Raw genomic sequence first — 14,093 nt, 5'->3', positions numbered from 1 at the left:
CGGCATTGGCGCCGATCCACGATGGGGTGGGAGAATGTTGCGATCGCCAGACCTTTAGAACTGGCCGGGCGGAAGCTTGAAGATGTCGGGGCTCTTGGCGTCGGCGACGTAGAACAGCAGCAGGCTGGTCGGCGTCAGCACGCGGTTGTTGTCCTTGGTCTCGAACGTGCCCTGGAGCAGCAGGATGACCGAGCGATCCCTGGCGTCGCTGCCGCGGAACATGACGATGCCGCCGGCGACGGGCATGTTGACCGCGATGGAGTCGGGCTTGAAGCCTTCGCCCATGAAATGGGCGCGCAGGATGTTGGCGTTGGAGAACAGCTTCTCGGGCGTCATCGCCGCGTCGGTCCCCTTCGACCAGACCGCCCCGACCTGGATCAGCGACTTCGACTTGTAGCCGAACACGTAGGAGAGCTCGGCGGTGCCGCCGTTCGGCAGCAGCTCGGGAACGGGGAGCAGCAGGCTGCGCGTCAGCTCGGACGCGTTGTCCTGGACCTTGATCGCATCGGGCTTCGGGGCGAAGTCCTTTGCCATCGCCGCGCGCACATCGGCCTCGTTCATGCCGAACTTGGCCGAGCGGAAGCCGTCGATCGCCTTGACCTTGTCCTCCGCTCCCGGCGCCTCCGCCGAGTTCGTCCCGGCGGCGACCGGCGTGCCGGCTGCGGAGGGAGCGCCGGCCGCCGCAGCTCTCGGTGCAGGTGCGGCCTTCTGCTTCGGCACGGCGCCCTGGGCCGCGAGCGGTCCGGCGGCAACGGAGGTGAGCAGGCCGACGACGGCCGGAATGAGATAGAGTTTGCGCATCGGAAACCTTCGAAACAACTTGAAAGAACGCTTTCCAAAAATCGGCAGCTGCGAAATCGACTTCCCCAACCCGTCACCGCAACAGAGGCGGAGAATGTTGCAACGCCGAAAGACGTTACAAGACGCCGTCGAGGGGACTAAGATCGAAACAACGACTCTCGGCCCGCGTACGAATACGGTATCGGGCTGCCAAACGCTGCGAATGAACATTCACAAGGGCATTTTTTGATCAATTGTGAACGCCGGCCGTTCGCGCTAAGCATCCGGACTGGGGCGAGCCAGCATGCAAAGAACTCCATGACCGAACGGCCTTCCGCGCTCGCGGTCGATCGCCGCGGCTTCATTCGTCTTGCGGGAGCAACCGCCGCGGGATGGATCGCGCTCGGCGCAACGTCGGACCGCATGCGGATCGTCGCATCGTTGACCGCATTGCCGCTCGACGACGAGCTGACGAGGCGGAGCATGATCGACAGCGCGACCTCTCGCCTCGGCAATCTCGTCGTCGGCCTGAGACAGCGCGGCTGGGTCGAAGGCGTCAACTTCCGCCTCGAGCTGCGCTCGAGCTTCGGCGCACCGGACAGGCTGAAGGCGGCCGTTCAGGAACTGCTCGAGCTCAAGCCGGACGTGATCCTGACGGGATCGACCGTCGAAACCGCAGCGGTCCTTGCCGCCACCAAGACCGTTCCGGTCGTCTTTGCGACCGCCAACGATCCGGTCGGCAATGGCTTCGTCCAAAGCCTTGCCCATCCCGGCGGCAACGCGACCGGCTTCACCAACAGCACCGCCGAGATGGGCGGCAAATGGCTGCAACTGATCCGGGAGACGGTGCCCGACCTTGGGCGTGTCGGCGTTCTGTTCAATCCGGCGACCACGCCTCGGGCGGGACGCTTCTTCCTCGAGTCGATCGAGCAACAGGCGGCCGAGTCCGGCGTGTCGGTCCTCCCCGTCCCCGTCAATGTGCCGGCGGACATCGACGAATCCGTCAGCCGCTTCTCCGGACCGCCCAAGGCGGCGATGATCGCGCTGGTCGACAGCTTCCTCGTCGTCAACCGGCAGGCGGTCGTCGCGGCAGCGGCCAAGTATCGCGTGCCCACCATCTATCCGTTCCATTACTTCATGGATGCCGGCGGGCTGATGAGCTACGGGCCGACGCTGGAGGTGCGCTCGGCCGACTACGTCGATCTCATCCTGCGCGGCACCAAGGCAGGCGATCTTCCGGTACAGTCGCCGCGAAAGTACGAGCTCCTGATCAACCGCACGGTTGCCCGCTCGCTGGGATTGACGATTCCGTTCACGCTGCTCGCGCGCGCCGACGAGATCCGCGAGTGAACCGGACGGCCGACCAGGGAGACTTGCGGACACCTCCCGGACGGCTGTTCCGCAAATATCTCTACTCGATCCTCGCCCTCGCCTTTGCCGCGCTCGCCATCAACACCGGCTTCGACGTCTGGTTCTCCTATCGCGAGCAGAAGCAGCTGCTGGCGGCAACCCAGCGCGAGCAGGCAGCGTCCGCCGCGATCCAGATCGGCCAGTTCGTCGGCCAGATCGAGAGCCAGATCAGATGGCTCTCGCGGCTGCCGCCGGAGCTGTCGACCAACGAGGACGAGCGCCTCAACGCCATCCGTCTCCTGCGCCTCTCGCCGGCGATCGCCGAAATCGCCGAGCTCGACTCGCAAGGGCTGGAGCAGGTGCGCGTGTCCCGCCGTGTCGCCGACCGGATCGGCAGCAAGGCCGATCTGTCCGCCTCGCCCGCCTTCCGCGGCGCCAACGAAAGCCGCGCCTATTACGGGCCGGTCTATTTCTTCGCCGACACCGAGCCGTTCATGACGCTCGCCACGCGCGGCACCGGCCGCAATCCGAACGTGATCGTCGCCGAGGTCAATCTGCGTTTCATCTGGGACCTCGTCACCGGCATCAGGGTCGGCAACACCGGCAAGGCCTATGTGGTCGACCGCATGGGAGTCTTGATCGCGCATCCCGATCTGTGGCGGGCCCTGCAGCGCAGCGATCTGTCCGGCCATGCGGACGTACGCGCCGCGCTCGACGGCGTCGGGCCGCCCTCGGGCGGGTTGGTCAAGGAGGATCTGACCGGCCAGCGCGTGCTGTCGACCTATGCGACGGTGCCCTCGCTCGGCTGGCTGGTGTTCGTCGAGCTGCCGCTCAGCGAAGCCTATGCGCCGATCTATGCATCGATCGGCCGTTCGACCTTTCTCCTCGCCGTCCTGCTGGTCGGTGCGGTGCTGGTCTCGTTCTTCCTCAGCCGGCGCATGACGGGGCCGATCCAGCTGCTGACGCAGGGCGCGCGGCGGATCGGCAGCGGCGACCTCGGTCTGCGGCTCGCGATCAGAACCGGCGACGAGCTGGAGGCGCTCGGCGACCAGTTCAACCGGATGGCGGCGCACTTGCGCGAGTCCTACGCGACGCTCGAGCGCAAGGTGATCGAGCGCACCTCCGAGCTGGAGAAGGCTCGCGATCACGCCCTCGCCGAGCACGATTCCGCCGAGCGCGCGCGTAGCGCGGCGGTGACGGCCAACGAGACCAAGTCGCGCTTCCTCGCCGTCGTCAGCCACGAGCTGCGCACGCCGCTGAACGGCGTCATGGGCGTGCTGCAACTGCTCGACGACGGCAGCCTCGGTGAGGCGCAGCGGCGCCACCTTGCGACCGCGGCCGCGTCGGGCGAGACGCTGATCGCGCTGGTCGACACCATCCTCGAATATGCGCGCCTGGAGGCCAGTGCGGAGACGCTGGAGCCTCGCAATTTCCGCCTCGACCAGCTGATCGAGACCGCCGCCGAATTGATGCGTCCGCAGGCCCTCGGCAAGGGACTGACCTTCGATCTCGCCTGCGATGCGCAGGTCCACGTCTCAGTACATGGCGATCCCGTCAGGCTCAATCGCATCCTGCTCAACCTGATCGGCAACGCCGTCAAGTTCACGCCGTCGGGCGGGATCGCCGTGGTCGCAGCCGCCGAGCGGCACGACGATCATGTCCTGCTGCGAATTGCCGTTCGCGACACCGGCATCGGCATCGCACCCGACATGCACGAGCGGATCTTCGAGGATTTCGTCCAGGCCGACGACAGCATAGCGCGGCGGTTCGGCGGCACGGGCCTCGGCCTTGCGATCGCGCGGCGCCTCGCCCACCTGATGCGCGGCCAGTTGACGGTTGTGAGCACGCCGGGCGCGGGCAGCACGTTCAGCTTCGAGGTGCCGCTGGGCCTGGCCGCAAGCGGCATCGCGCCAGGCGTGCTGCCGCGGCCGTCGCGGTCGCGCCGCGTGCTGCTGGTCGACGACGATCCGGTCAATTGCGAGGTCGGGGAAGCGATCCTGAAGCGGCTCGGCCATCACCCCACGATCGCCAGGAACGGCGCATCGGCCGTCGCGCTCGCTCGCGATCGTCCGTTCGACGTCATCCTGATGGATCTGCACATGCCCGACATGGATGGCATCGAAGCTGCGACCCGGATCGGCGCGCTCGGTCTGCCAGACATCCCGCGCATCATCGCGGTGACGGCGGACGTATCGTCCGGCGCGCGCGAGCGGCTCGCGGACGCCGGCATCGTCCGGATCATCGGCAAGCCGATCCTGATCGGCGCGTTGCGCGAGGCGATCGAGGACGATCCGGAGGCCGAGCCGGCCGCCGCGCAGCTCGCCGCGGGCGCCTTGATCCACCGGCATTTTCTCGACGACCAGCGCGAGCTGCTGGGCCCGACCAAGATCGCAAAGCTGCACCATCTGCTGCAGGCAACCAGCGACAGGCTGATCGCCGACATCGTCAGCGCCGCGGCAGCCGGCGATCACAAGCAGCTGGCGCGTTCCGCGCACCAGCTCGGCAGCGCCGCCAGCGCGCTCGGCCTCGTCCGCCTGTCCGAACGCTGCCGCGAGGTCGAGCTGGCGGCGCCCTCGTTGTCTCCTGCCGAATGCGAAGATGCCGCGCACGAGCTCGCGGCGCTTCAGGTGGCCTCGATGAAGGCATTGGACGAATTGCTGCGGCCAGCCGAGCAGCTCTCGGTCAGGTAAGATGCGCCCTCATCGACGCGGGATGCGTCGCCGACATCAAATGATCGACATCGGCGGCGACGCGTTTCTCCAGGAAGCCCATCACCGCCTTGATGCGGGCGATGTGCAGCAGATCCTCGTGAACCGAGAGCCAGATGTCGCGGACGGAAAAATAATTGGGCAGGATCGGGCGCAGGTCCTTGTTGTGGGCCGCCACGTAGGACGGCAGCATGGCGATGCCGAGCCCGTTCGATGCCGCGACATACTGCGACACCAGGCTGGTGCTGCGAAATACGACATGGGCCGGCCGCAGAATGTCGGACAGCCAGCGGTTCTCCTTGATATGGATGTGCTCGTCGATGAAATCGATGAAGTCGTGGTTGTCGAGGTCCTTCAGATCGGCCGGGGCTCCCGCGCGCTGCAGATAGGCATTGGAGGCGTAGAGAAAGATCCTGAACTCGCCGATCTTCTTGACCGACAGCCGCCTTCCCTTCGGCCTGAAAAAGCTGATGAAGATGTCGGCCTCGCGGCGCGTCATGTCGAGCAGGCGCGTATCGGTGATCAGCTCGACCTGGATCGAGGGCCAGGCCTTGCTGAAGGCGGCCATGCAGCCCGTCAGGTACATGCTGCCGATGCCTTCCATGGCGGCAATTCGCACCGCTCCGGCCGCGTCCGCCTTCTCGGAGCCGACCACCGTCTCGATGATGGCGTTGGCGTTGTTCTCCATGCCTTCGGCGAACTGGAGCAGCCGCAGCCCCGCCTCGGTCAAGGCGAAACCTGATTTGCTGCGCTTGAACAGCGTGGTGTTGAGGCTGCGTTCGAGCTCCCTCACCCGCCGGCTGACGGTTGTGTGGTCCACCTTCAGCTTCTGGCCGGCGCGAACGAGGTTACGGGTGCGCGCGACCTCCAGGAAGAAGATCACGTCGTCCCAATTGTAGCGCAGCGTTCGCGCAGCCTTCGCCATCTCGGCCGTCCTGATATGCCCGTTCGCGAGCTTCGGCATCTAACCCTCGCTAGTTTCGGGCATATCGGCAGGCACGGCAATCGTCAGGCGGCAATGATCGGGGCGTAGGTCTCGACCAGCCGGTTGGCGAACATATCGACCTTCGGGATCATCAGCTTCTGCCGGCAGACCGCGAGATCGATGTGCTTGGGCATCACGGCGCCAAGCTTGAACACGCGCGGCGCGACGACGTTGATGTCCCAGAGCGGAAAGCCGGTCGGGGGGATCACAAGGCTGCCGCCCGGATAGGGCGAATCGACGCGGTTCGCCAGCACCACCGCGACCCGGTTGTCCTCGGCCCTCGGGATCGCCAGCAGCTCCCGTTCGAACGGCTCGCGCAGCGAGGCCGGCCACAAGATGATGTCCGCGGCCGCGATGCCGAGGCAGCGCGAGACCTCGGGAAATACGGCGTCATAGCCGGACATGACACCGATGCGGCCGAACGGGGTCTCGAACACCGGATAGTGATCGCCCGCCCTCGCCCATTTGCGCTCCTCGGCCGTCAGGTGGGCCTTGCGATATTTCCCGACCTCCTTGCCGTCGGGCCCGATCAGGAATGTCGTGACGTAAAGGCCCGCTGCGGCCCGCTCCACCGTGGGCAGCGCGATCAGGCACTGGTAGCGGGAGGCGATTGCAGCGGTCTTGGCCAGCAGCGACGTCGTCTGGTCGGCCAGGGCCACGGCCTCCGCCGCGTTCGGGATCGCGGACGGGCAGAAGGCATATTCCGGCAAGGTGAGAACCTTGATGCCGAGCTTGGCCGCGTGATCGACCATGTCGAACACGTCCTCGGCCGTGCCGTCCCTGGTCACGTGCATCTGCACGGCCGCGACCTTGGCGACGGACTTCGCGGGGATCAGCGGCTGCTCCGCGATCCGGTACACCGGCGTCTTCTCGTACGGCAGCGCCATCAGGCCGTAGGTTTCCGGACGGCGGTCGGCGATCTTGTCGTTCGCCGAATAGATCGACTTGTCGTGCGCGGCGTCGAGATCGACGTCGGCAATCGCCATGCCGTGGGTATCGTACGGCACCTTCGACAGCACGCGTCCCTTGGGATCGACGATCATGCTGCCGCCGGGATAGTAGATCGACCGCTCATAGCCGGCCTTGGTCGCCGCCACCAGCCACAAGCCGTTCTCGTAAGCGCGCGCCGGGCCCCACATGTCCGCCTGGTCCATCGCGAAGAAGTTCGCCATGTCGACGATCACCTCCGCGCCCTGCATCGCCATCGCGCGGAAGATCTCCGGGATTCGGCCGTCGAAGCAGATCAGCAGGCCGATCTTGCCGAGGTCGGTGTCCACCACCGGACAGCCGCGCTCGCCGAACGCAAACCAGTTCTGATCGTGGGTGGCGAGGAACTGCTTGTGATAATGGCAGACGGTCTCGCCGTTCCGGCCGAACATGATGCCGGTGTTGAAGATCTTCTCCTTGTCCGGATCCCACTCGGTGACGCCGCTGGCGATATAGATGCGGTGCTTCCTGGCGAGCGCCGACAACGCCGTCACGAACGGGCCGTCCGACATCGTCTCGGCGAGCTCGCGGCAGTGCTCGGCGGAATCGAACAGGTAGCCGGTGTCCATGCACTCGGGGAACACCACCAGCTCGGCCCCCTGCCTCACCGCATCCTCGACGTATTGCGTGGCCAGCGCGATGTTGTGGTCAAAGTCGCCCAAACGGGCAAGCGTCTGGACGGCGGCAGCGCGGAAACGGCGCTTCGTCATGTTGGTCTCCATCTATCTTTCGAAGGTTGATCGAATTAGTCTCGCTTGACCTCGCGCCAGAAGCGGTCGAGGCAGTGGCGTTTCAGGGTGATGAAGCCCTCGCCGGTGGTGACGTCGAGGTCGCGCGGCCAGGGCAGATCCACCGGAACGATCTCCGCCACCCGCGTCGGCCGGCGCGTCAGCAGCACGACCTGGTCGGCGAGCTGGATGGCCTCTTCGAGATCGTGCGACACCAGCAGCATCGTGGTCTTGAGCTTCATGAAGATGTGCTGAAGCCGCTCGCGCATGAACAGCGTCATCTCGTAGTCCAGCGCGGAGAAGGGCTCGTCCAGGAACAGCACCTCGGGCTCGGTCACGAGCGCGCGCAAGATCGAAACCGTCTGCTGCTGGCCTCCCGACAGGGTGTAGGGATAGGCGTTGAGGTCGAACGGAACGTCGAAATCCGCGAGCAGCTTTTCGACGCGCCGCCGCCGCTCCTTGCGGTCCACCCCGATCACCTTCAGCGGATAGTGGATGTTGTCGATCGCGCGCATCCAGGGAAACAGCGCTTCCCTGTAATTCTGGAAGACGTACGATATCCTGGTGTCCCGGATGGTCTGGCCGTCGTAGAGCACCTCACCCGCATCCATCGGCATCAGGCCGGAGATCATGTTGATGAAGGTGCTCTTGCCGCAACCGTTCGGCCCGAACACCGAAATGAACTTCCCCATCGGCAGGTCGATCGAGAAGTCGTCGTAGATCGTCGTGCCCTGGAACTTCTTACTCAGGCCACGCACGGTGACGTAGGCCTGCCGCGGCCTGGGCGGCGGAACAGGTGACGGGCTCTCGGCGGCTGGCCGGTCCACGCTACGGATCGCAGTCACGTTCCCCATCGGATGATCCAATCAGTTGCCGAGATCGGACTTGGCGAGGAGCTTGTCCTTGACGTTGATCGGACCTGCGACCACGCCCTCCTTGATGAAGACGTCGACCAGCGCCTGATACGACTTCAGGTCGGTGTCGTTGAGGTCCTTGAAGCCGCGCAGATAAGGCTGCGCCAGAAGCTCGAGCTGATCCTCCTTGATCGGCGTGTACTTGGTGAGGATCGGCTTGTACTTCTTGAAGTCGGCGTTCACGAGGTCGGTCGCCTCGTCGATCGCGGCAACCACCTTGCGCGCAACCTCGGGCCGCTCCTTCAGGAACTTCGTGGTCATCAGCGAGGCTCCGGAATAGAAGGGATCGGCAATCACGCGCGCGACCGGATTGGTCATGGCGCGGGCCGCCTTGCCCGAGGCGACGGCGATCGATCCGACCGGCTCGAGCGACAGCGTCGCGTCCACCGTGCCCCCGACCACGGCCGGGACCTGCATCGCGACCGCAAGGTCGACCAGCTTGACGTCGGTATCGGGATCGAGCCCCGCCGAGCGGACCATGTGGCGGGAGATGGTGCGCCACTGAATGCCCGGGACGTGGCCGAGCGACTTGCCCTTGAGGTCGGCAAAGCTCTTGATCGGGCTGTCCGGCTTGACGATCAGGCCGTCATTGATGCGGTCGACGGCAATGCCTCCGCCCTGAAGGCCGAACACCTTCAGCTTGCCCGGAAATTTGGCCTCCGCGATCATCGCGATGCCGGCCGCCGCGCCCGGAGGACCGAAGTCGGCACGCTCCGCGATCAAGGCATCGATGATCTGGTTGGGCGCTTCCATCTTGGTGGAAACGATCTCGATGCAGGCCTTTTCGAACAGCTTCTCTTCCAGAGCGACGTAATAGGCCGTGGTCTGCATGATCGGCAGCCAGACTGCCGTCACCTTCTCGGTCTTGTCGCAGGCCGCATCCGCGCCGGTCGCACCAAACAGGAACGTGGACGTCGCGAGCGCCGCAAGAAATCTCTTCGTCTGCATGTTGGCCTCTTCGTGTTTAGATTGGCTGACTATCTGCCGGACCAGTGAATGAACGAGCGTTCGATCATCAGGAGCATGAGGTTGAGCCCGTATCCCATCGCGCCCGCGATCAGGATGGAGCCGTACATGTCGGTGAGCGAGTACGAGATCTGCGCATCGATGATGCGGTGGCCGATGCCGTCGGTGGCGCCGATGAACATCTCGGCGACGATGATTACGACGAGGGCGAGCGACACCGCGGTGCGCAGGCCGACGAAGGTCTGCGGCAGGGTCTCGTAGAAGATGACGTCCTTGAAGATGCGGAGCGACGAGGCGCCCATCGAGCGGGCCGCGAGGATCCGGGTCTGGCGGGCATTCATCACGCCGTAGGCGACGTTGAAGACGATGACGAGCCAGGCGGCGAAGGCGGCGACGGCGATCTTGGCGAAATCGCCGAGGCCGAACAGCAGCAGGAAGAGCGGAAACAGTGCGGTTGCCGGCGTGGAGCGGAAGAAATCGACCAGGAATTCGACCGAGCGATAGATCGCGGCCTTGGCGCCGAGCACGATGCCGATGGGAACGCCCGCGACCACGGCGATCAGGGTCGAATAGCCGACGCGTGCGATGGTGTGGAGGAAATCGCCGGTCATCTTGCCGGCTGCGATGCTGGCCGCGGTATCGCGCAGCGTGTCGACCGGCGACGGCAGCAGATCCTTGTTGACCAGCTGTCCCTTGAACGCGATCCACCACAGCGCGAACAGCAGCAGCGGACCTATCGCGAGCTCGATGGCGCGCTTCACTCTTGGATTCGAGATCGCCTGACTGAGTTGTTGCATCGGCATCCTCGTGAACTCTGCGGCTTGCTTCGCACTCTCCGCCGCGAGCACGAGAAGTGTTGGCTGCAGCGACGCGAAAGAAAATGGCGAGATGTGCAATCGATCGTGCAGGAATGCATATTGAAATCAATCTTCCGGATGATTGATTTGCAGGCTTGCAGTGCCTGTTGCTTAGGCAAACCGCGCCTTTTCGCCCAGCAGAACAGCAGGGCGATGGCGGATGGCAATTGCCTACCGTCGGCCAATTTGCGGTCGGAGACCTTACCGGCGGCTCACGCGATGCCGTCGTGGGATCCTCAGCGCGTTCGCACGCCCTCGTCCTCGCGGCCGAAACGCTCGACGAGGAAGTCGATGAACAGCCGCACCTTCACCGACAGATGCCGCGTCGGCGGGTACACCGCATAGAGCGCGAGCGGCGGCGCGGCATAGTCGTCCAGCACGGTTCGCAGCTCGCCCCTCTTCAACGCATCGGCGGCGATGAACTCCGGCAGCAGCGCCAGCCCCCTGCCCTTGATCGCGACGTCGCGCAGCACCTCGGCATTGTTGACGCAGAGCGACCAGGCCGGCTGGATCCAGTGGTCGCCGTCGCTGCCTGTGAGCTTCCACTGATTGCCGGTCAGCAGGAAGCCATAGGTCAGCGAATTGTGCTCGCGCAGATCCTGCGGATGTTTTGGCGTGCCGTGCCGCGAGAGATAGTCCGGCGAAGCGCAGATCATGCGCGATACCGGCATGATCTTTCGCGCGATCAGGCTCGAGGATTCCAGTTCCGCGATCCGCAGCGTCACGTCAAAACCGTCCTGGACGGGATCGAGCAGGTCGTCGCTGAGCACGATCTGCAGCTGCAGCTCCGGGTATCGCGCCATGAAATCGGCGAGCACCGGACCGAGCCGCATGGTGCCGAACGACATCGGCGCGTTGACGCGCAGCAGCCCGCGCGGCGCCGATTGCGCCTGCGTCACCGCCTGGTCGGCCGCCTCGACCTCCGAAAGGATGACGAGCGCGCGCTCGAAATAGCGCTTGCCGTTCTCGGTCGGGCTGGCGTGCCGCGTGGTCCGGATCAGCAACTGGACGCCGAGGCTCTCCTCGAGGTCGGCGATGTACTTGCTGATCGCCGAGCGCGACAGCCGCAGCTGCCGGCCAGCTTCCGCGAAGCTGCCGCTTTCCACCACCTTCACGAAGGCGCGGAGGCTGCCGAGCTTATCCAAGGGCCGCCTTCGCCGATTGTTTCCAAATCGTAGACATAGCCGTCATATTTGCATGGATTGTCTCCAATCCAAAGCGGAACAATATTTCTGCCAGAGCAAGACGCTCCCCCGAACTCAGGAGGACGACCATGTCTGGACTGCACCATGTCACCGCGATCGCCGGCGACCCCATCCGCAATTTCGGCTTCTACACCCGGGATCTGGGCCTGCGCTTCGTCAAGAAAACGGTCAATTTCGACGATCCCGGCACCTATCACTTCTATTATGGCGATGAGACCGGCCGCCCCGGCACCATCCTGACCTTCTTCCCATGGGCCGGCGTGTCGCCCGGACGCCGCGGCGTCGGCGAGACTCATCAGACCGCCTTCCGCGTGCCGCAGCGCTCGCTCGGCTATTGGACTCAGCGCTTCACCGAGAAGGGCATTGCCTATGAGGCGCTGGAGAAGCGCTTCGGCGAGTCCGTGCTGCCGTTCACCGACCCTGACGGCATGGCGCTCGCGCTGGTCGGCATTCCCGGCGCCGAAGCCGAGCCCGGATGGAGCAATGGCGACGTGCCGGCCGAGCATGCGATCCGCGGCTTCCACGGCGTGACCCTGCTGCTCGACAGCGCGGCGAAGACCGCCGCCGTTCTCACCGACGTGTTCGGCTTCAAGGAGACCGGCCGCGAGGGCTCGGTGATCCGCTTCAAGGCCGCGGGCGATGCGCAAGGCAGCATCGTCGACATCTACGAGGCCAAGGGATTCTTGCGCGGGCATCAGGGCGGCGGATCGGTGCATCACATCGCGTTCCGCGCGGCTGACGATGCCGAGCAAGGCCGGATGGCGCAAAAGCTCGTGAGCAATCACGGCCTGCATCCGACCGAGCAGAGGGACCGCAACTACTTCCGTTCGATCTATTTCCGCGAGCCCGGTGGCGTGCTGTTCGAGATCGCAACCGACATCCCCGGCTTCGCCGTCGACGAGCCCGTCGCGACGCTGGGACGCGACCTCAAGCTGCCTGCATTCCTCGAGCAGCACCGCAAGCAGATCGAGGACGTGCTGCCGAGCCTGGAAGAGACCGTGTCATGACCGAGAGCACCTTCATCCATCGCTTCGAGCCCGCGACCCGCGCGGGCTCCCCTCCGCTGCTGCTGTTGCACGGCACCGGCGGCGACGAAAACGACCTGCTCGGGCTCGGCAAGATGATCTCGCCCGGCTCCGCCCTGCTCGCGCCGCGTGGACGCGTGCTCGAGCACGGCATGCCCCGCTTCTTCCGCCGTCTCGCGGAAGGCGTATTCGACGAGGAAGACGTGCGTCGCCGCGCGCAAGAGCTCGGCGACTTCGTGAGCGAGGCGCGGCAGCGTTACGGCATTGCCGCGCCCGTTGCGGTCGGCTTCTCCAACGGCGCCAACATCGCCGCCGCGCTGTTGTTGCTGGAGCCTGACGTGCTTGCCGGCGCGATCCTGCTGCGCGCGATGGTGCCGCTGTCTGATCCGCCAACGGCCGGTCTCGCCGGAAAGCCGATCTTGCTGCTGTCCGGTCAGGGCGACCCGATCGTGCCGGCCGACAATTCGGCCAGGCTTGCGGCCCTGCTCTCGCAAACTGGCGCGAGCGTGACCCACAGGATCCTGCCCGCGGGCCATCAATTGTCGCAAGCCGACGTGACGCTTGCGCGCGACTGGATCGGCAATGTCGAGGCGAAAGCCGCATGAGAGAGGCGGCGCATCGTTTTCCGAACGATGCGCCGCCGCCTTCACTCAGATGGAGAATCGAGTTACCGGGCTTCGGCGATGTCCGGTCCAGACGAGGGCATCTTCGCGTTGGCTGCCAGGGACCGGTTCGACGGCGATGCCGGGTCCGGCAACCGGAAAGCGGCGTCGGACGGCACGCCCTGGGATGGTCGACGCGCAGCACTCGTCGGAAGCACGATCACTTTCGCGCCGATCTTCACCCGCTCATAGAGATCGACGACATCCTCATTGGTGAGCCGGATACAGCCGGACGAAACCCGCTTGCCGATCGTATCGGGCTTGTTGGTGCCGTGAATTCTATATTCGGTGTCGCCCAGATACATCGCCCGGGCGCCGAGCGGGTTGCCGGGGCCACCTGCCATGAACCGCGGCAGATAAGGCTGACGGGTGACCATCTCCGCGGGCGGATGCCAATCCGGCCATTCTGCCTTGCGGGCCACGGTCTGCTCACCGGACCATGTGAAACCTTCGCGGCCGACACCGATGCCGTAGCGCATCGCTTGCGTGTCGTTCAGGACGAAATAGAGAAACGTGTTCTTGGTATCGATGATCACGGTGCCCGGCGCCTGGCGGCTCGCATAGTCAACCACCTGCCGGACAAAAGCGCCGGGACCGTCAGCAGCTTTTGGTGGCTCGACGAGAGGCGCGGGGGCCGGAGCTGGAGCTGAAGCTGAAGCTGGAGCCGGCGCTGATGCATGAACTGGAGGCGCCACGTAAATCGGAGTTGACGATGCCTGGGCCTGGGGCGCGGACGGCTTCCGCACCGGTTGCACGCCCGCCGGGCGAGACAGCAAGCCGTAGCCCAATGCGGCGACGGCCACGGCGCCAATCGCGACTCTGGCGGCCATCGGTATTGCGAGCGTCTCCGCCTTCCTGCGTTTGGCCCGCTTGCTCATATGCTTCCCCAGGTCACCATGCCCAACAGAGGTAACCCGGCAAAATTT

The 14,093-nt window shown here is 65.2% G+C and carries 12 protein-coding genes; 4 read left to right on the top strand and 8 right to left on the bottom strand.

Annotated features, from left to right (window positions below; all coding sequences use genetic code 11):
* Positions 1–54: 54 nt before the first annotated feature.
* A complete protein-coding gene (locus tag DCM79_RS30035) occupies positions 55–801 on the bottom strand; it encodes a hypothetical protein (protein WP_257177656.1) in 747 nt (248 codons plus the stop codon).
* Between the two features lie 297 nt (positions 802–1,098).
* On the opposite strand from DCM79_RS30035, the gene DCM79_RS30030 reads away from it, so the two are divergent.
* Complete coding sequence (locus DCM79_RS30030; RefSeq protein ID WP_257177655.1) at positions 1,099–2,130, top strand: ABC transporter substrate-binding protein; 1,032 nt, start codon at positions 1,099–1,101, stop codon at positions 2,128–2,130.
* The gene (locus tag DCM79_RS30025; RefSeq protein WP_257177654.1) at positions 2,127–4,820 is read left to right on the top strand and encodes a hybrid sensor histidine kinase/response regulator; all 2,694 of its coding nucleotides are present in this window, start codon (positions 2,127–2,129) and stop codon (positions 4,818–4,820) included. Before DCM79_RS30030 ends, DCM79_RS30025 begins: the two co-directional genes overlap by 4 nt.
* Here the strand turns inward: DCM79_RS30025 and DCM79_RS30020 are convergent.
* From DCM79_RS30020 to DCM79_RS29995, 6 genes are all read right to left on the bottom strand, one after another.
* A complete protein-coding gene (locus tag DCM79_RS30020; protein WP_257177653.1) occupies positions 4,813–5,802 on the bottom strand; it encodes a LysR family transcriptional regulator in 990 nt (329 codons plus the stop codon). The two genes, DCM79_RS30025 and DCM79_RS30020, sit on opposite strands and share 8 nt — an antisense overlap.
* Positions 5,803–5,846: 44 nt before the next feature.
* Positions 5,847–7,520, bottom strand: a complete 1,674-nt coding sequence (locus DCM79_RS30015) for a carbon-nitrogen hydrolase family protein (RefSeq protein WP_257177652.1) — start codon at positions 7,518–7,520, stop codon at positions 5,847–5,849.
* Positions 7,521–7,555: 35 nt separating this feature from the next.
* Positions 7,556–8,392, bottom strand: coding sequence for an ABC transporter ATP-binding protein (locus DCM79_RS30010; RefSeq protein ID WP_257177651.1), 837 nt, complete (start codon positions 8,390–8,392; stop codon positions 7,556–7,558).
* A 12-nt stretch (positions 8,393–8,404) separates the two neighbouring features.
* Complete coding sequence (locus DCM79_RS30005) at positions 8,405–9,400, bottom strand: ABC transporter substrate-binding protein (RefSeq protein WP_257177650.1); 996 nt, start codon at positions 9,398–9,400, stop codon at positions 8,405–8,407.
* Between the two features lie 29 nt (positions 9,401–9,429).
* Positions 9,430–10,215 carry an ABC transporter permease gene (locus DCM79_RS30000; RefSeq protein ID WP_257177649.1) on the bottom strand — a complete coding sequence of 262 codons (786 nt, stop codon included), beginning with the start codon at positions 10,213–10,215 and terminating at the stop codon, positions 9,430–9,432.
* A 296-nt stretch (positions 10,216–10,511) separates the two neighbouring features.
* The gene (locus DCM79_RS29995) at positions 10,512–11,420 is read right to left on the bottom strand and encodes a LysR family transcriptional regulator (protein WP_257177648.1); all 909 of its coding nucleotides are present in this window, start codon (positions 11,418–11,420) and stop codon (positions 10,512–10,514) included.
* Positions 11,421–11,548: 128 nt separating this feature from the next.
* Here DCM79_RS29995 and DCM79_RS29990 point away from each other — a divergent pair, with 128 nt between their 5' ends.
* On the top strand, positions 11,549–12,487 hold the full coding sequence (locus tag DCM79_RS29990) for a ring-cleaving dioxygenase (RefSeq protein WP_257177647.1): 939 nt from the start codon (positions 11,549–11,551) through the stop codon (positions 12,485–12,487).
* Positions 12,484–13,110 (top strand): alpha/beta hydrolase, encoded by a 627-nt coding sequence (locus tag DCM79_RS29985; RefSeq protein ID WP_257177646.1) that lies wholly within the window; start codon positions 12,484–12,486, stop codon positions 13,108–13,110. Before DCM79_RS29990 ends, DCM79_RS29985 begins: the two co-directional genes overlap by 4 nt.
* Positions 13,111–13,172: 62 nt before the next feature.
* Here the strand turns inward: DCM79_RS29985 and DCM79_RS29980 are convergent, their stop codons facing one another.
* Positions 13,173–14,045: a L,D-transpeptidase gene (locus tag DCM79_RS29980; protein WP_257180890.1), complete on the bottom strand. Its 873-nt coding sequence runs from the start codon at positions 14,043–14,045 to the stop codon at positions 13,173–13,175.
* Positions 14,046–14,093 lie beyond the last annotated feature (48 nt).

The sequence above is a fragment of the Bradyrhizobium sp. WBOS07 genome (assembly GCF_024585165.1).
Classification (GTDB): domain Bacteria; phylum Pseudomonadota; class Alphaproteobacteria; order Rhizobiales; family Xanthobacteraceae; genus Bradyrhizobium; species Bradyrhizobium japonicum_B.
Note: the sequence above shows the minus strand (reverse complement) of the source record. Positions and strands in the feature narration are given on the sequence as shown.

What these genes read in the sequence shown, in the direction of transcription:
- DCM79_RS30035 (WP_257177656.1), bottom strand. Translation starts at nt 801, where the DNA reads ATGCGCAAACTCTATCTCATTCCGGCCGTCGTCGGCCTGCTCACCTCC.
- DCM79_RS30030 (WP_257177655.1), top strand. Translation starts at nt 1,099, where the DNA reads ATGACCGAACGGCCTTCCGCGCTCGCGGTCGATCGCCGCGGCTTCATT.
- DCM79_RS30020 (WP_257177653.1), bottom strand. Translation starts at nt 5,802, where the DNA reads ATGCCGAAGCTCGCGAACGGGCATATCAGGACGGCCGAGATGGCGAAG.
- DCM79_RS30015 (WP_257177652.1), bottom strand. Translation starts at nt 7,520, where the DNA reads ATGACGAAGCGCCGTTTCCGCGCTGCCGCCGTCCAGACGCTTGCCCGT.
- DCM79_RS30010 (WP_257177651.1), bottom strand. Translation starts at nt 8,392, where the DNA reads ATGGGGAACGTGACTGCGATCCGTAGCGTGGACCGGCCAGCCGCCGAG.
- DCM79_RS30005 (WP_257177650.1), bottom strand. Translation starts at nt 9,400, where the DNA reads ATGCAGACGAAGAGATTTCTTGCGGCGCTCGCGACGTCCACGTTCCTG.
- DCM79_RS30000 (WP_257177649.1), bottom strand. Translation starts at nt 10,215, where the DNA reads ATGCAACAACTCAGTCAGGCGATCTCGAATCCAAGAGTGAAGCGCGCC.
- DCM79_RS29990 (WP_257177647.1), top strand. Translation starts at nt 11,549, where the DNA reads ATGTCTGGACTGCACCATGTCACCGCGATCGCCGGCGACCCCATCCGC.
- DCM79_RS29985 (WP_257177646.1), top strand. Translation starts at nt 12,484, where the DNA reads ATGACCGAGAGCACCTTCATCCATCGCTTCGAGCCCGCGACCCGCGCG.
- DCM79_RS29980 (WP_257180890.1), bottom strand. Translation starts at nt 14,045, where the DNA reads ATGAGCAAGCGGGCCAAACGCAGGAAGGCGGAGACGCTCGCAATACCG.